Genomic DNA, 17,198 nt, shown 5'->3' with positions numbered 1-17,198 from the left:
TACACCAATTACAGGCTTTCTTTAAAAAGAAAAACACCCTTAAAGTTAGGGTGTTTTTCTGAAAGCTAATAAAGCCCCGTGTTTTATATACTGTTAACGGGATATGAGCTGCTATAGTATACTATTTTTTATTGCTGTCTACTACAATGCGGTTTTCACGGTTGGCCAGCTCCCATGTCACGTGGAACGCCAAACGGGAAACTTTCTCAGCACTTTCATAAATTATCTTATCGGCCTCGTCACCTGGTTTGTGGTAATCATCGTGCACGCCGTTAAAGTAGAACACAATCGGAATACCATTCTTAGCGAAGTTGTAGTGGTCTGAACGATAGTAGAAGCGGTTAGGATCGTTCTCGTCGTTGAAAGTATAATCCAGCTTCAGGTTCACGTGCTTTTGGTTCATCTCTTCGTTTATCTGGTGCAGTTCCGAAGAAAGTTTGTCGGCACCAATCACGTAGATGTAGTTACTGTCGTTGGTCTTCTCATGAGTATAATCCATGCGGCCAATCATGTCAATGTTCACGTTTGCCACCGTGTTAGCTAACGGGAATATTGGGTTGTTAGCATAGTACTCTGAGCCCAGTAAGCCTTTCTCTTCAGCAGTCACAGTCATAAAAAGTACGCTGCGGCGTGGGCCGTAACCATCTTTCTTTGCCTGCGCAAAAGCCTCGGCCAACTCAATTACAGCTACAGTACCAGAGCCATCGTCATTTGCACCATTGTAGATTTTGTCACCTTCCAGCGACTCATCAACCCCTACATGGTCATAGTGCGATGTTACAATAATTACTTCATCTTTCTTGTCAGTACCCTCTACAAAACCCAGTACGTTTTCAGTTGCCAAAGGCTCAGCCTTTCTGCTCATAAGGATTCTGATGTCCGACGACGGCTTTAAAGATGCTGAAGCTACTGCTTGCTGCATTTTCTCTGGTGTAGTACCAAGTATGGCTGCACCTACCGTTGGTGAGGTAATAATAGTAGCCGGACGAGTAGAAGCCGTGTTGCCGTTGCTCATCTGTGAAAGCGATGGCTGTGATAAACGGTGAGAGAAACGCTCTGCTGTAGTGCGGTATTCTTCTGCGCCTAATACATATACTACGCCTTTTGCACCTGCCTTCTCGGCAGCTGCACCAAACGAACGCATTTTAGTCTGCATCTCAGCTGGGTTAGCCAGCATAGTTACTACAAGTTTACCAGATGCATTATCAGCAATCTGAGAGGCATCTGTAGCATACACGGCACCTAAGGTTTGCTCTGTACTGAATGGAGAGACCCCGAACGGGAAGAAATCCTGCATCATCAGGTATTTTTCTTTACCAATGGTGATGTGTCCGTCGCCCCAGCTGCTCTTCTGTAGGTCGAACGTCTGGTAGTATGGGTTGGCACCGCCTTTTACTGGTCCTGCCAGGCCATCTTCGCGAAACTCGCGGGCAATGTACTCGGCAGCCATTTTCTGGCCTTTCTCACCGGTGTTGCGGCCTTCATACTCATCAGAAGCGATAATGTACAGGTGCTTAGACAGATCTGCCGCCGTAATAGTTTGAGCATATTTAGGGGCAGCTTCGCTAAGCTTAGCCACATCGGTTGTTGGGTTACTAGCGCTCGGACCCTTGGCGCAGCCATAACCAATGGCGGCTAGCATAAGGGCGGCGTAGAGATTGTGTCTCTTCATGGTTTAGTTTAGGTAATTAATATAGTTTAGTTCAGTTTAGACTGGCTCAGGTGCTATAGGTTTAATTAGCTTCAGGGGCAGTACATTTACTGCTTTACAATTAAAACCGTTGCAAAGGCAGCAACTCCCTCTTTTTTGCCCACAAATCCTAGGTGCTCTGTGGTAGTAGCTTTAATAGAGATATCGTGCTCCGGAATGCCCATTACCTCTGCCAGGCACTTTTTCATGGCTGGGATGTGCGGGTTGACTTTCGGCTCCTGCAAGCAAATAGTAGAATCTATATTGCCGATTTCGTAGCCCTCGCGGGAGAGCAGGTGCATCACTTCTTTCAATAATATTTTACTGTCGATGCCTTTATATTTTGGGTCTCTGTCGGAGAAATGGTAGCCGATATCGCGCATGTTGGCGGCACCCAGCAAGGCATCACAGATCACGTGTATCAGCACATCCGCATCCGAGTGGCCAAGCGCCCCATGCGTGTGTGGTATTTTAATGCCACCTAGCCAGAAGTCTAATCCCTCCTGCAGCTGGTGCACGTCGTAGCCAAAGCCGGTTCTTATTTTAAGTTTCATATTGCCTAGCAAATAAAATATAAAGCTAATATAAAGTATCAAATTATCTGCATAAAGCTTTGGGATAAAAAGGTTATTAAAACTTTACTTAGAAATTTTTTAACACAAGCTAAAGAGATAATTATGTTTAACCATTCATATTTAAATTTATTAATGTAATTTTGCTGCTCTTAAGAAATTTATAGTGTTAATTATGTAACAATTATAATATTTTGAATACACTTTGCAATTACGCATATAATTTACTGGCAGTATTTTTTGTTATCACTTTCCTAGCAGTTTTGCCTAATAACGTTGTAGCTCAAACCTCTGAAAGAGCAGTTACAGAAGTTATTACAGATTTTGGAGGTTTTTGGAGAAGTGGCAATGGCGCTCTTGGCTCTATTGCCACGAGTGCTGTAAAGCCTAATAATAGCCACAATGTTTTAGGTTTTGTATATCAGGGTAAACGCTATTCTACCGGAGTTGATGATGCCAAGCTAATAGCTAATAATATTACTTTTACAGCAGGCGATTTCAGATCACTTCCCCAGTTTATTGTTACAGGTGCAATCTCAAGTAATACGAAAGTAGGATTAGGTCAAATGTATGACGGCGTTGACAATGGTAAAAGCACGCCATCGCCTGAGCGTAACATTAACAAATACTTGCAAGATGGTATAAAAGGCCTTGATCTGGGTACTGGTGTGGCAAACCTGCCTGTTGGCTCTATGTTGTTCGATATGACAAACATACTGCCAAGTGCAGTAGGCGACGGAGTTCCAGATTTTATTATCACTCAGATTGCAGATCCTTCAGGCTCAACAGATGAGTATGAGTTTCAAGACCAAAATGGCGCGCGCTTAGGCAACTTAGTTCGTATCACATTTTCTGATATACCCTCTGTAGGTCAGTGGGTGGCTGACTTTTATGAAGCCAGCACGAATCCAATGACTCTAACTACGGGATATATTAAAACTGATCGACACATTCGCCTATGGGCCGGTGATTTTAGCGATTTTGGTTTAACAAGCACCGATGTCGCCAGAATAAGAACCTTTAAAATTGCCTTAAAAGGCAGTAGCGATGTGGCATTTGTTGCTTATAATGCAAATTCCTTTTTCAATCGTAGCCCTATAAACCCGATGCCTGTTACGCTTAAAAGTTTAAATGCGAAACAAACGCAAGGTGAAATTGCAGTGACCTGGGAAACTGCGTCGGAAGAAAACAGCAGCCACTTTGAAGTTGAAGCAAGCTTGGATGGCAAGACCTTTGAAAAGTTAGGGGAAGTAGCTGCAGCAGGCTATTCAAATGTGGAACAGCGTTATAGCTTTAACTTTATACCTCAGAAAAACAGTTTATACTATATACGTTTAAAACAGGTAGATATAGACGGAACCTTTGAGCGCAGCAAGACGATAAACGTTGCCGCGACTGCTTATGCACCTATACTTTCCCTGTATCCTAACCCCGCTACAGGTGCCCTAGTGCAATTGCAACATGCAATGGCAATCGGCAATGAAAAGATTTTTATATACAGCTTAAACGGCAGAAAACTTCTTGAGACCGAACCAGAGCAAGGAAGTGCAGTAACAGGTTTAAGAGTAAGTAGTTTACCAAAAGGTATCTACCAAATAGTATGGCAAAGCAAAACTGAGGTGCAAACCACAAAACTTTTGATAAAGTAAAGTGGAAATTAGCTTAAACTGTAAAGGGGGCTGCCAAAGTATGGCAGCCCCCTTTACAGTTTAAGCTAAAGTATGTTAAGCTTGGGCATCTACCTCCGCAAGCGAAGGATAGTCGATATAGCCTTTGGCACCAGGAACGTAGAATGTTTTGTTGTCGGCTTCCTGCAGCTCTGCACCCTGTGCAAAACGCTCTGGCAAGTCAGGATTGGAGATAAACGGTACTCCATAGGCTACCATGTCGGCATTGCCCTCTTCAATCACTTTGTTGCCGCTTTTCTGGGTAAAGCCGCCGTTAATGATCAGGTTGCCTTTGTAAAGTGGGCGATAACGTTTGGCAATTTCAGGTTCTATGTGCGGCACATCTTTATTTGCCGGAGATGCCTCAGTTAAGTGCAGGTAAGCCAGGTTATACTTGTTCAGGTTCTCGATAATGTAATCGAAGGTCGGAATAGTGTCCTCGTTCAGCGTCATGCCAAAAGTGTTGTGCAGACTTGGGTTTAGTCTTACACCAATACGCTCCACAGGCATTACCTCTTTAATGGCTTCTATCACCTCAAAAAGTATACGGGCACGGTTTTCTTTTGAGCCGCCATATTCATCGGTACGGATGTTAGAAGTAGAGGCAAAGAACTGGTGCAGCAGGTAACCATTTGAGGCATGTATCTCCACACCGTCGAAGCCGGCTTCCGTCGCATTCTGTGCGGCAGCCTTATAGTCCTGCACTATCTGCTTTATCTCTTCTATGGTTAAAGCACGCGGTGCAACCGTATCCTTAAAACCCTCCGGGGTAAATGCCTTGGATTCTGGGTTAATAGCCGACGGTGCAACAGGCAAGTCTCCGTTGTGGAAATCAGGGTGCGACATGCGGCCCACGTGCCAAAGCTGGATAAATATCTTGCCCCCTTCTTCGTGTACTGCATCGGTTATTTTCTTCCAGCCCTGTACCTGCTCCTCAGAGTAAATACCTGGTGTATTAATATAGCCAACAGCTTGCTTCGAAATCTGTGATCCTTCTGTAATGATTAATCCGGCACCGGCACGTTGCGTGTAGTAAGTAACCATTAGGTCGTTGGGTACATTGCCTTCGTTATCGGCACGGCTACGCGTCATCGGCGCCATAATCACCCGGTTTCTTAGTTCCAGGTCGTGTAGTTTTATAGGTTCTAAAAGTGCTTTTTTCATATTTCAGTTACTGATTATTAAATAAATATCAACTTGCTACTGATAGTAGTCTATTGTTGATTATTATGTTGTCTAGGTAAGTGAGAGAAACAATTCGCTCATCTCTCACACTCATTTAAAATTAATTTAGTCCCAATCTGGGGCGAAAGATGGATTGACTACCCGTGTATTGTCTTTCTTGAGTTGGTCTATCTGGCTTACCTCCTCCTGTGTCAGCTCAAAGTCGAACACATCTATGTTAGATTTGAGGTGACTGGTTTTTGATGTTCTTGGAATAGCCAAAACGTTGTCCTGCTGCATCAGCCAGCGCAGCGATACCTGCACTTCACTTTTGCCATACTTCTCAGCTATACTTTTTAGCACAGGGTTACCGATAACTTTGCCTTGTGCGATAGGGCTGTAAGCGGTTAGCGTAAGGTTGTGCTGCTGCAGGTAAGTGTAAAGTTTTTCCTGGTTGATGAGCGGGTGATATTCCGCCTGGTTAGTAATGATATCGGCACCGGTTGCTAGCACCTCGTCCAGTAATTTGGTAGGATGATTACTTACGCCGATATACTTGGTGTAGCCTTTTTCCTGTGCTTTCATTAGTTCTTCCATATACTCTGCTATCGGCACATTAGCGTTTGGCCAGTGTATAAGCAGCAGGTCTACATAGTCTGTTCTAAGCTTCTTAAGGCTCTGCTCTACCGACGGCAGGAAGTCTTTTTTTGCTAAACTCTCACGCCATACTTTGGTGGTCAGGAAGATGTCTTTTCTGGCTACGCCTGATGCAGCTATGGCACGGCCTACACCTTCTTCGTTTCTATAAATTTGAGCCGTATCGATGTGGCGATAACCTTCAGAAATGGCTGCCTGTGTTATTTCAAATGCTTTGGTGTCTTCTAGTTGGAAAGTGCCTAGCCCTAAGGCTGGTATTGTTGCTCCTTTTATACTTATTTGTTTCATAATAAAGGTTTATACATTACTTGTCTATACAAGTATTAAATCAAAAAAATAGCCTATCCTCTAAGCTTATCCAGTAAGTTGCTTACCACAACAGCTTCATCCTTAGAAAGGTTATGAAATTTGGTAAAAAGCTCTGGAAACCTCTCGTCTACCTGCTCCAGCTTCTTCAGTCCCTTCTCAGTGAGGCGCACTTCGATCATACGGCGATTGGCAGCGCAGATATCTCGGGTAACGTAGCCTTTCTCAATCAATTTATCAATCAGGCGAGTAACATTGGAGTTACGGTCTACCATTCTGTTTTGGATGTCGCCAAAGCAAACCGGCTCAGGGTGCTGGCCCCGAATTATACCCAATACATTATGTTGCTGCAATGTAAGCCCCAACTCCTTGAAAAACGGCATTACCTGTTGGTTAACCCAGTTGTTGGTAAACAACAGGTTTACCAGCAAACGGCGGTAGTCGTCCTTAAAGTCTTTCTGGTGAATTTCGTCTTCTATGCGCATAATGCTTTTTCGCGGTTGCGATGCAAATATATCACTGTTAGTTGTGTATACAAATGTTGAGCGGGAAAGGTTCGGAGTAGTAGATGACAAAGGACTATTTGACAAAGGATAAAAGATGTTTAATCTCAGTTAGTATAAACCACCCCTAGCCCCTCCGAGGAGGGGAATATTATAGTGTCAAGCAAACGTTTTACTTGATTGGGATGGGAGTAAATTTTAGTGGCAGCTATTATTAAAGTCCTTTGTCTTTTGTTATACAGTCCTTTGTCAAAGAGTCAAATCCTACGCTTCCACCGCCTCCTGTTTCTTCTCTGCCTTATATAGCAAAGTGGAGCAGTTATTCGGGTCTAATACTTGTTTAGCGCAGCGTTGTATGTCTGCTGGCGTTACGGCTTGTATTTTTTCGCCTTCAGTATTTACAAAGTTCGCATCGCCTAGCAGTTTGCCATAGGCTAGGTTCATGGCTCGGTGCAGCAGTTCAATCTCTGAGAATACTAAACTGGTCTCGGCCTGGTTCTTCACCTTGTTCAGTTCGTGCTCATCCACTAGCTGGTCCATCAGTTCCTGGTTAATGGCTTCGATAGCGGCGTTTGCTTCTTCCAGGCTTACGCCTTCGTTCAGCTTACCTTGAATGATCAGCAAACCTTCTTCAATAGAGCCAGTAACAGATGCCGAAATAGAATTAAACAGCTTTTGTTCCTTTACAAGCTTATCGTACAGCCTGCTCGATTTGCCTCGGCCTAATATATCGCTAATGAGGTCAACGGCATAATAATCCTGGTGCGTGCGGTTAGGCATGTGGTAAGCTTTGTAGATGGCGCTCAACGGTACATCGGCAGATACTTCCAGCACGCGCGGCTCTGTTTGCTTCGGTTCTGGTTTAATGTTGCGTTCATACTTTTCGCCGGTGGGTATCGGTCCGAACCATTTCTCGGTAAGCTCCTTGGCTTTGTCAAAAGTAATGTTGCCTGCCACTACTAGTATGGCATTGCTTGGTGAGTAATGCTTTTTAAAGAAGGATCGCACAATTTCCATAGTAGCATCTTCTATGTGCGATATCTCCTTGCCAATGGTAGCCCATTTGTACGGGTGCTCTTTGTAAGCCAGCGGGCGCAATTTCAGCCACACATCACCGTAAGGCTGGTTCAGGTAGTTCTGCTTAAACTCCTCCACTACTACTTTGCGTTGCACCTCCAAGCCATGCTCGCTAAACAGCAGTTCCATCATGCGGTCCGACTCCAGCCAGAAACCAGTTTCCACGTTTTGGGCAGGCACCGATAAATAGTAGTTGGTAATGTCAGGGCTGGTAAAAGCGTTGTTCTCGCCGCCTACGCGCTGCAGTGGCTCGTCGTAGCTGTGTATGTTAATGGAGCCGCTGAACATCAGGTGTTCAAACAAATGGGCAAAGCCTGTGTGCGCTTCGTCTTCGTCGCGGGAGCCTACATCGTACAGTACATTTAGTACTGCCATTGGTGAAGTATGGTCCTCGTGCACAATTACGCGCAACCCGTTATCTAGCGTAAATTCTTTAAATTGTATCATATTTTATTCGAGACATAAGATTAATAGACAAAGGACAAAAAGACTGTAAGGTATACTAATGCCTGGTAATAGGGGTTATAGCAGTCCTTTGTCTTTTGTCATCTGGTCCTTTGTCAAAGTATAAGACAAAAGTATAAATTAGCAACAACTTTTGTTGCTAGGCCTAATATAGTAACTTGCCCAACCATAACGAGGTTTTCCTTTTTTTTAAGATGAACTACAACCGTAAAGATTACACCGACGACGAACTGTTAGCATTATATAAAGCTATACTTAAGCCCCGCATGATAGAAGAGCGTATGCTCGTGCTACTGCGCCAGGGTAAAATAAGCAAGTGGTTTTCGGGTATAGGGCAAGAAGCGATCTCGGTAGGGTCGGCGCTGGCGCTGGAGCAGGACGAGTATATTTTGCCGCTGCACCGTAACCTGGGTGTTTTTACAAGCCGCGATATCCCATTAGATAGATTGTTTGCGCAGTTCCAGGGCAAAACAACAGGTTTTACCAAAGGCCGCGACCGCTCTTTCCACTTCGGCACAAACGAGCACCATATTGTAGGCATGATCTCGCATCTGGGTCCGCAGTTGGCTGTGGCAGATGGTATCGCGCTAGCTGATTTGTTGGAGAATAAAGAAAAAGTTACGCTGGTGTTCAGCGGCGACGGCGGAGCAAGCGAAGGAGATTTTCATGAGGCGCTGAACGTGGCGGCTGTGTGGGGCCTGCCGGTTATTTTCATGATCGAGAACAACGGCTACGGTTTGTCCACGCCAAGCAACGAGCAGTTTAAGTTTAACCAGTTTATAGATAAAGGCCCTGCCTATGGTATAGATGCCCTTCAGGTAGACGGCAATAACTTGCTGGAAGTATACGACACCGTACGACAGGCAGCAGCCAGCATCCGTAAGAACCCGCGGCCTATGCTGATAGAAGCTATGACGTTTAGAATGCGTGGGCACGAAGAAGCCAGCGGTACCAAGTATGTGCCGCAGGAGTTGTTTGAGAAATGGGCCAAGAAAGATCCTGTAGAGAACTTCGAAAAATACCTGCTGGAGGGGCTTGTTCTGACGCAGAAGACCATGGAAAGCATAAAAGAGGAGTTGAAAGCCGAAATTGAAGACGGTTTACAGACTGCTTTTGCTACACCAATGCCTGTGGCTGATCGGCAGGAAGAAATCGATGACATGTACAAGCCATTCGACCAGGAAATAATACAGCCTGCATCGGATGCAAAAACAGAGCGCCGTTTTGTAGATGCCATTTCGGATGCGCTTCGCCAAAGTATGGAGCGTTACCCGGAACTGGTGCTGATGGGGCAGGACATTGCAGAGTATGGCGGTGTATTTAAGATCACAGAAGGCTTTGTAGAGAAGTTCGGTAAAGACCGGGTACGTAATACTCCTTTGTGTGAGTCGGCTATACTTGGCATTGGTTTGGGTATGTCGGTGCGCGGGCAGAAAAGTATGGTAGAGATGCAGTTCGCAGATTTTGTGAGTGCAGGTTTCAGCCAGATCGTAAATAACCTGGCTAAGAGCCACTACCGATGGGGCCAAAATGCAGATGTAGTGGTGCGCATGCCAACAGGTGCCGGTTCAGCAGCTGGTCCGTTCCACTCGCAAAGCAACGAGGCCTGGTTCTTTCATACACCAGGTTTGAAAATAGTATACCCATCCTCGCCATACGATGCCAAAGGTTTGCTGAACGCAGCTCTGGAAGACCCGAACCCTGTCATGTATTTCGAGCACAAAATGCTGTACCGTTCTATTTCCCAGGAGATACCGGACGATTATTATACGATAGAGATTGGCAAGGCCAGAACTGTGGCCGAAGGAACAGACCTAACCATAATTACGTACGGAATGGGAGTGCACTGGGCCAAACAGCTACAGCAGGAGCTAACAGATGCAAGCCTGTATATTTTAGACCTGCGCTCGCTGTTGCCCTGGGATAAAGAAGCTGTTCGTGAGGCTGTGGCCAAAACCGGAAGAGTACTTATTCTGCACGAAGATACATTAACAGGAGGCATAGGCGGAGAAATTGCTGCCTGGATCGGGGAGAACTGCTTTGAACTGTTAGATGCACCTGTGGCGCGTGTTGCCAGCTTAGATACTGCCGTTCCGTTTGCACCGCCACTGGAACAGGAGTTTTTGCCAAAACAGCGACTTCGTGAAAAAGTAGAAACTATGCTTTCTTATTAAGAACCAAACTTGCTGCTATGCCCTATACTTCGAGATTAACACGTTACTTATTGCTGCCACTGCTAAGCCTGGTGCTTGTGCTTGGCAGCTGCCAACATAAAGGCATTCTTAAATGCCCAAAGCCACCTGGCAAAAGTAGTAAGATCAATGTAAAAGGGCCTAACAGCCAAAGCCTGCAAGGTGTAAAAGTGCCTATGGGTAAGGATGGCCGCGTGAAGAAGAAACGAGGTTTATTTAACAGGTAAATAACCAGCTACCCGAAAAACAGTATAACACCTTAAACAGCCTGAAGATGATGTGTGATGTGAACCCTGTTTGTAACCGAGCCTGTAAGCGGCTTTGTAGCTTGCTTGCATTATTTATACTAACAACAGTAACTGCTCTTGCACAAATAACTTCACAGTCAGTGGGAGAGCATAAGCAAGAGCGCAAACGGTTTTTAAAGCAGGCGAAGGCAGCAGAAACAGATTATAAAGACACTCATCTAAATGTAGATACTTATACTTTTAAAGAAGGTAAGGCTGGGCGAAAGCGCGCAAAGAAGGATGAACGAGCAAGGTATCAGTTTAATGATGCCGGTGAACCTGTAAAGAAAAAACGCCTTTTTAGCCGAAAAAAGAAAAAGAAAAATTAACCAGAACAAGCGTACCGAATATACTATGAATTGGCATCCGCTGACAAGTACAGAACAATTAGATGAGGTATTACAGGAATCTAAAGATACCCCTATCGTGATTTTTAAACACAGTACCGCCTGCTCTATCAGTTCTACGGCTAAAAGCCGCCTGGAGCGCCAGTGGCAGGGCGCCGGACTGGACCACGTAAAACCTTACTACCTGGATCTGTTAAGCTACAGACCTGTTTCTAACGAGGTAGCGGACGTGCTGAATGTAACGCATCAGTCACCGCAGTTGCTGTTGGTGCAGGATGGAATGTGTACATATGATGTATCGCACTTAAGTATAAGTGTAGATGCGCTGAAGAAAAAATTAACGGCATAGCAGCTTGTGCTCGCTGCTATGCCGTTATATTAATATAAGAAAGTAATTGTTTGTTTAATGTCCGGGTGTAAGCTTAAAGCAACAGGGCATGTGCGGGCTGCATTTTCCAGCATGGCTTTATCTTTATCAGAGTAGCCATTTGCAGGCATTTTAAAAGTTAGTACAACCTCTGAAATACGGCGTGGTTCTGCGGCCATTATCTTTTTGGTCTCTATCTCCATACCTTCAACGTTTATTTCGCAACGGTTGGCTACAATGCCCATAATAGTCATCATGCAACTGCCTAGTGCAGCGCAAACCAGATCGGTTGGAGAGAAGGCCTCGCCTTTACCGTTGTTATCTACGGGAGCATCGGTTATGATGGTGTTAGTAGAGGCAACGTGCGTGGCAGAAGTACGTAGGTTGCCTTTATATGAGCTTTTAATGGTTGTCATGAGCTGTTACAATAGTTTTGAATACCGCGTAAATTTAGTTACTTTTATCTAACTATTAATCTATAATTAGGTGGTAAGATATCTTGCACTTATTCTACTATTTGCTCTCGGATTAGCCCTGCCGGCAACTGCGCAATCTAGCGAAGACGAAAGCTTTACAAATGAGCTGAGCTACGGTGTTAACTTCAACTCTAACGGAGGTTTAATCGGGGGCGTTTTTGCCAGGTCAGTCTTCTTTATGAACGAACGCATGTATCAGTTTGGAGGACTCGAGATAGTAGAAATAAAGCACCCTAAAGAAAACCGCCTTTATAGCGAAACAGGTGATCAATTTATTGCCGGTAAGCAAAACTACTTTTTCTCGGTGCGTCCGCATTACGGGCGTGAGTTTGTTCTTTTCAGAAAAGCACCCGAGTCTGGGGTGCAGGTAAATGCCATTGCTGCTGCAGGTCCTTCTTTAGGGATGCTGGTGCCTTATTATATTCAGTATAACTATGGCGGGCCAGGAGGCCAGGATGTGCGCACAGAGCAGTATGATCCGCAAAGACACCGCTTCTTAGAAAACATTTTAGGTAATGCTACAGTGTTTCAAGGTTTGGGAGAAACAAACGTGAACATTGGGGCTCATATTAAAGGCGGCCTTAGCTTTGAGTATGGCCGTTACCGCGAAAGTATCGCTGGCATAGAGGTTGGCTTTTTACTTGAGGTCTTTCCAAAAGAGATGGTTATTATCCCGCAAGCGAGTAACGAGCAGCTTTTTACCTCTGTATATCTTAATTTGTATTACGGCCGCCGTAAATAAAAATCTCCTCCCGAACATTTAAAGTATAAGTCCTGTTATGGAAGAATGCTGCTGTGTTATATGGCTGCATAAATCTTAGCTATTGGCTAAACTCTTAAAGCATAACTTCCTATCTTTGCAACCATGGACGATTTGATAACACTTCCGGTTATACAGCCCAACGCGAAGCCCGAGGGGCTGAACGCTTTAGGCAAGCCACGAAAGCCTAATTGGCTGCGTGTAAAGCTGCCGGTTGGGAAGGAGTACACTAAAGTAAGAAGCATAGTAGACGAATATAAACTGCATACTATCTGTGAGAGCGGTAACTGCCCTAACATGGGTGAGTGCTGGGGAGCTGGTACTGCCACGTTTATGATATTAGGTAATGTGTGCACGCGCAGCTGTTCGTTTTGTGCAGTGGCTACTGGGCGCCCTAATGAGTATGACGAGGATGAGCCGCGTAGAGTAGCAGAAGCCATTCAGCTGATGGGTGTAAAGCACGCCGTTATCACCTCTGTTAACCGCGACGAATTAAAAGATCGTGGCGCAGCTATCTGGCATGAAACAGTAAGGCTTGTAAAAGAACTTTCTCCGGCTACCACAATCGAAACCCTTATACCTGATGTAAAGGCAAATTGGGATGCACTGATCACAATGATTTCGCCGGGGCAGGAAGTGGTATCGCATAACATGGAAACGGTAAAAGAGCTTTACCGCCAGGTGCGCCCACAGGCAAAGTATGACAGAAGCCTAGAGCAGATAAAGCGCACGAAAGAGTATGGTAAGCGTACTAAGACAGGTATTATGCTTGGCTTAGGCGAAACGCGCGAACAGGTTTACCAGGCAATGGATGATTTGGCTGCTAATGGTTGCGATATCTTAACACTAGGCCAGTACCTTCAGCCAACCAAGCTACATATTGAGGTGGCAGAATTTATACACCCTGATCTGTTTGATCATTATAGGGAAGAGGGTCTGAAGCGAGGTATTAAGTATGTAGAATCCGGGCCTTTGGTTCGCTCATCTTACCACGCCGAAAGACACGTGCACGTTTAATAGTACAATTACAAAAAAGAAGCCCCGCCACAGTAGTTGTGGCGGGGCTTCTTTTTTGTAATTGTACTATTTTCTAGACTTTATATGAGCAGCTAAAAATTTTATCGTCTACAGCTAACGTTTAAATACTCTCTAATGTGTTGATTTTGCTGTTATCATAGCCTTTTTTAGGTAATATGTATAAACTAAAATATAATAAATTGTGCTGTTTTAAAATTGTAGCTAAAAATCAGCTTTTTCATAGCTAAATGCTCTAAATATAATAATTAGTATATATTTTATGTTTTTAATATCAATTAATATGAATTTTTGAATTTGGCATAACTTAATGATATGATTTAAGTAAATGGAAATGTTCAATATCTATAGTCAAATCTATGTATATTAGATAATAGCTATATTTTTTTACATATTCCATATGAATAGAATTTTACTGCTACTAACTCTTTTTCTGATTGCCAGCACCACCCTTAGCCAAGCGCAATCACCACCTAGCCTCGGAAACTCTAGCACCTTTGCTGTGTTAGGTTCAGGCTACTTAAGCAACACGGGAATCACCGGTGTGACGGGAGACGTGGGTCTTTCGCCAACAGGGGTTTTCACAGATGATGGCGCCTTGATGGTGAAGGGCACACGAGCTCTAGGCCAGCCTTTGGCTACAGAAGCCTTACAAAGCGCCAGAACTGTTTATGACTACTGGAGAAACGCAAATACCACTCCTTTTACTGATGCAGGCTTAAAAACTAACGGTACATTTCCGGGGGTTTACCGCAGCAATGGCAATGTAAACTTAGATGGTATTGTGGTGTTAGACGGTAACGGAGACGTAAACTCTAAGTTTATATTTATTATAGACGGTGACCTTAACACTCCCTCACCCAATCCGCCGGCACCTGGCACCGGGCTTCTGCTGCAAAACGGAGCTCAACCAAAAAATATCTTCTGGATCGTAAAAGGCAGCGTTAAACTTGGTAGCTCCACGAGTTTCCAGGGCACAATCATTTCTGAGGGTGATATAACCTTAGAAACCAGCGTAAATTTAATTGGTAGAGCTATCTCGTTAAACGGAGGTGTTAGCCTAAATTCTAACAATGTCTTTCTCCCTAATATTATCATAGCCGACTTGGCAGTAACCAAAACGGCTGCAGAAGGTGAGTATAAGATAGGAGATGAAGTTGCCTATACTATTTCGGTGCGTAATGCCGGGCCTGGTATTGCTACCCGTGTGGTAGTTAGTGAAGTAATACCGTCTGAGCTGGAGTTTGTGCGAGTAGAAAGTGCAAGTATGGGTGCTTACGATCCGGCAAGACAAGAGTGGGTAATTAACGAACTTGATGTTAACCAGGCGGCAGAGCTAAAGTTAGTGTTCAAGATTCTAGCCGCTGGTAAAATTGAAAATAAAGTGATTGTTGGAAGTAACAACCCGGACCCTAACCCAGGTAATAACGACGACAAAGATCCTATCACTGTACCTGAGGTATCTGCTGACCTTGTAGTTGTAAAAACAGCAAGCGGCGCACCATATATGGTAGGAGGCACTGTAACTTACAAAATAGAGACTACAAACAAAGGGCCTTATACTGCAGAGAATGTAGTAGTTAACGAGGTGCTGCCAAATACCCTGGAGCTGCAAAGCGCTACTGTTTCAAAAGGGAGCTTTGACTCTGCTACAGGCATTTACAACATAGGTACACTGGCAAAAGGAGAAACTGCAACCCTTACAATAGTTGCTAAAATTGTTGGAGCAGGGCAGATTGTAAATACTGCAAGTGCAACAGCTGCCACACCAGAAAAGAACCCGGGCGATAATTCTGATACAGAAATTATTGAGGTGGGTTGCCCAACACCTACGCTGGCTATAACGGGAGAGGATATACAGTGTGCCGGTACAAACAACTTAACTTATACCGTAACCGAGGTGCTAGGTGCTACTTACAGCTTTGAGCTATCAGGAGGCCTAACAGAAGTATCCAGCGCAGGAAACACTATCGTTGTAAATATTGGCAATGCCTCTGGCAAAGTGATAGCGAAGGTAACTGATATGTGCGGTAAAACTTATACTGCAGAAAAAGAAGTGTCCATTACTACAGCTCCATCGGCACCAGGTATAGCAGGAAGTGCTACCGTATGTATGAACAGCGAAAACGTGACATACACTGCTGATGGCCCTGACAATGCAGCTTATGAATGGGTTGCCAATGGTGATGTAGAAATTACAGCCGGACAGGATAGCAAAACAGTAACTGTTAAGGTGGGAGCCAACGGTGGTACACTATCTGTGAAAGTTAGGAACGAATGCTTCACTAGTGAGGCTACAACAATTAATATCTCTACTAAAACACCGCCAGCTGTACCAGGCGCCATCTCAGGTCCATCGGCTATTTGCGGCAATACCGGCGACTTAACTTACTCTGTCAATCCTGTTGATGGTGCAACAAGTTACACATGGAACTTGCCTGCCGGCTGGACCTTTGAAAGTGGCGAAAACACAAATAGCATAAAAGTAAAAGCTGGCACTAACTCAGGCGAGATAACTGTGACGGCAAACGGAGAATGCGGTTCCAGTTCAGCTGCTGTGTACGCAGTAGCTGTAAATAACGTACCTCCTGCGCCACTAACCATTAACGGTGGTCATGGCTCCTGCCCTGGGTCTGTACTTACCTATAGTATAACTGATGTAAACAATGCTACAGGCTATGTATGGACAGTGCCGCAAGGCTGGATAATTAAGAACGGTCAAGGCAGCAAAAGAATAGAGGTTGAGGTCGGAAATACATCAGGTCAGGTAACAGTAGCCGGAACAAACGGATGTGGAACCGGAGCAACGGCATCACTTGATGTAGCACCAACATCAGCTCCTGCCACACCAGGTGCGATAGATGGGCCAACTACAACCTGCATAAATACCCAAATCCTTACCTATAGTATAGCCGTGATGGCAGGCGCCGAAAAGTATAACTGGACTGTGCCGGCAGGTTGGACTATTGTAGATGGACAAGGTACGCTAAGTATTACTGTAAACGCTGGTACTACAGGTGGCGAAGTAAGTGTAACTGCAACAGGCAGCTGCGGCACAAGCCAAGCCAGCACACTACAAGTAACTGTACCAGCACCGCCAACTGCACCAGCAGCTATTAAAGATATCAGCACACTTTGTGATGGCCTTAAGTATACAATAGATGCCGTGCCAGGAGCTACCAGCTATACTTGGGCAGTACCGACAGGCTTTACCATTGTGAGTGGACAGGGTACAACCACCATTTCAGTGAAGGCCGAGAACGTAAGTGCTTTTGGCAATGTAAGTGTGGTGGCAAATAATGGCACCTGTGCCGGCCCTGAAACCACCCTGCAGATTAATAAAGCGCTGATAGCCGGTGATCTTAATCTGCCTAAAGCATTCAGCCCGAACGGCGACGGTAAAAACGATACATGGGAGATAGAGAACCTTCTGAAGTATCCTAAAAACCAGGTAGTAATCTTTAACCGCTGGGGATCTGAAGTATACCGAAAGGATAACTACAACAACGACTGGAACGGTAACAATCTGGAGACAGGCACCTACTTCTATAGAGTAAGCGTGACCATGTGCGACGGAGCAGATAAAGTGTTTACCGGGTACGTGACCATCTTTCGCTAAGTAACATTCTTATC

General features: G+C 44.8%; 15 protein-coding genes. 8 read left to right on the top strand and 7 right to left on the bottom strand.

The annotated features are described in order from the left end of the window. Nucleotides 1-121 precede the first annotated feature (121 nt). Nucleotides 122-1,672 carry a M28 family peptidase gene (locus tag WG943_RS16640; RefSeq protein WP_340410731.1) on the bottom strand — a complete coding sequence of 517 codons (1,551 nt, stop codon included), beginning with the start codon at nucleotides 1,670-1,672 and terminating at the stop codon, nucleotides 122-124. 86 nt (nucleotides 1,673-1,758) lie between these two features. Then, a complete protein-coding gene (ispF, locus tag WG943_RS16635; RefSeq protein WP_340410729.1) occupies nucleotides 1,759-2,244 on the bottom strand; it encodes a 2-C-methyl-D-erythritol 2,4-cyclodiphosphate synthase in 486 nt (161 codons plus the stop codon). Nucleotides 2,245-2,525: 281 nt separating this feature from the next. On the opposite strand from ispF, the gene WG943_RS16630 reads away from it, so the two are divergent. Further along, complete coding sequence (locus WG943_RS16630; protein ID WP_340410728.1) at nucleotides 2,526-3,911, top strand: T9SS type A sorting domain-containing protein; 1,386 nt, start codon at nucleotides 2,526-2,528, stop codon at nucleotides 3,909-3,911. Between the two features lie 75 nt (nucleotides 3,912-3,986). Here the strand turns inward: WG943_RS16630 and WG943_RS16625 are convergent, their stop codons facing one another. The 4 genes from WG943_RS16625 to WG943_RS16610 all read right to left on the bottom strand — a co-directional run bounded on the left by WG943_RS16625 (nucleotide 3,987) and on the right by WG943_RS16610 (nucleotide 8,083). Beyond that, nucleotides 3,987-5,093 carry an alkene reductase gene (locus tag WG943_RS16625; RefSeq protein WP_340410726.1) on the bottom strand — a complete coding sequence of 369 codons (1,107 nt, stop codon included), beginning with the start codon at nucleotides 5,091-5,093 and terminating at the stop codon, nucleotides 3,987-3,989. 126 nt (nucleotides 5,094-5,219) lie between these two features. Continuing rightward, nucleotides 5,220-6,038, bottom strand: a complete 819-nt coding sequence (locus WG943_RS16620; protein ID WP_340410724.1) for an aldo/keto reductase — start codon at nucleotides 6,036-6,038, stop codon at nucleotides 5,220-5,222. Nucleotides 6,039-6,091: 53 nt separating this feature from the next. Next, complete coding sequence (locus WG943_RS16615; RefSeq protein WP_340410722.1) at nucleotides 6,092-6,541, bottom strand: MarR family winged helix-turn-helix transcriptional regulator; 450 nt, start codon at nucleotides 6,539-6,541, stop codon at nucleotides 6,092-6,094. A 282-nt stretch (nucleotides 6,542-6,823) separates the two neighbouring features. Then, the gene (locus tag WG943_RS16610; RefSeq protein WP_340410721.1) at nucleotides 6,824-8,083 is read right to left on the bottom strand and encodes a M16 family metallopeptidase; all 1,260 of its coding nucleotides are present in this window, start codon (nucleotides 8,081-8,083) and stop codon (nucleotides 6,824-6,826) included. Nucleotides 8,084-8,295: 212 nt separating this feature from the next. On the opposite strand from WG943_RS16610, the gene WG943_RS16605 reads away from it, so the two are divergent. The 4 genes from WG943_RS16605 (at nucleotide 8,296) to ytxJ (ending at nucleotide 11,276) form a co-directional block, all read left to right on the top strand. Next, nucleotides 8,296-10,275, top strand: coding sequence for an alpha-ketoacid dehydrogenase subunit alpha/beta (locus WG943_RS16605; RefSeq protein WP_340410719.1), 1,980 nt, complete (start codon nucleotides 8,296-8,298; stop codon nucleotides 10,273-10,275). A gap of 17 nt (nucleotides 10,276-10,292) precedes the next feature. After that, on the top strand, nucleotides 10,293-10,520 hold the full coding sequence (locus WG943_RS16600) for a hypothetical protein (RefSeq protein WP_340410718.1): 228 nt from the start codon (nucleotides 10,293-10,295) through the stop codon (nucleotides 10,518-10,520). A 161-nt stretch (nucleotides 10,521-10,681) separates the two neighbouring features. Further along, nucleotides 10,682-10,909, top strand: a complete 228-nt coding sequence (locus WG943_RS16595) for a hypothetical protein (protein ID WP_340410716.1) — start codon at nucleotides 10,682-10,684, stop codon at nucleotides 10,907-10,909. Between the two features lie 25 nt (nucleotides 10,910-10,934). Next, a complete protein-coding gene (gene ytxJ / locus WG943_RS16590; protein WP_340410714.1) occupies nucleotides 10,935-11,276 on the top strand; it encodes a bacillithiol system redox-active protein YtxJ in 342 nt (113 codons plus the stop codon). A gap of 29 nt (nucleotides 11,277-11,305) precedes the next feature. Here ytxJ and WG943_RS16585 read toward each other — a convergent pair whose 3' ends face one another. Beyond that, nucleotides 11,306-11,710 (bottom strand): OsmC family protein, encoded by a 405-nt coding sequence (locus WG943_RS16585; protein WP_340410712.1) that lies wholly within the window; start codon nucleotides 11,708-11,710, stop codon nucleotides 11,306-11,308. A gap of 70 nt (nucleotides 11,711-11,780) precedes the next feature. Here WG943_RS16585 and WG943_RS16580 point away from each other — a divergent pair, with 70 nt between their 5' ends. From WG943_RS16580 to WG943_RS16570, 3 genes are all read left to right on the top strand, one after another. Beyond that, entirely contained in the window at nucleotides 11,781-12,512 is a 732-nt protein-coding gene (locus WG943_RS16580) for a hypothetical protein (RefSeq protein ID WP_340410711.1), read from the top strand. 132 nt (nucleotides 12,513-12,644) lie between these two features. Beyond that, nucleotides 12,645-13,547 carry a lipoyl synthase gene (gene lipA, locus WG943_RS16575; RefSeq protein ID WP_445323642.1) on the top strand — a complete coding sequence of 301 codons (903 nt, stop codon included), beginning with the start codon at nucleotides 12,645-12,647 and terminating at the stop codon, nucleotides 13,545-13,547. 418 nt (nucleotides 13,548-13,965) lie between these two features. Then, entirely contained in the window at nucleotides 13,966-17,184 is a 3,219-nt protein-coding gene (locus WG943_RS16570; protein ID WP_340410707.1) for an ice-binding family protein, read from the top strand. The last annotated feature ends 14 nt before the right edge of the window (nucleotides 17,185-17,198 follow it).

The organism is Pontibacter sp. H249 (assembly GCF_037892465.1).
Classification (GTDB): Bacteria; Bacteroidota; Bacteroidia; order Cytophagales; family Hymenobacteraceae; genus Pontibacter.
This window is presented reverse-complemented; position numbering and strand designations above follow the sequence as displayed.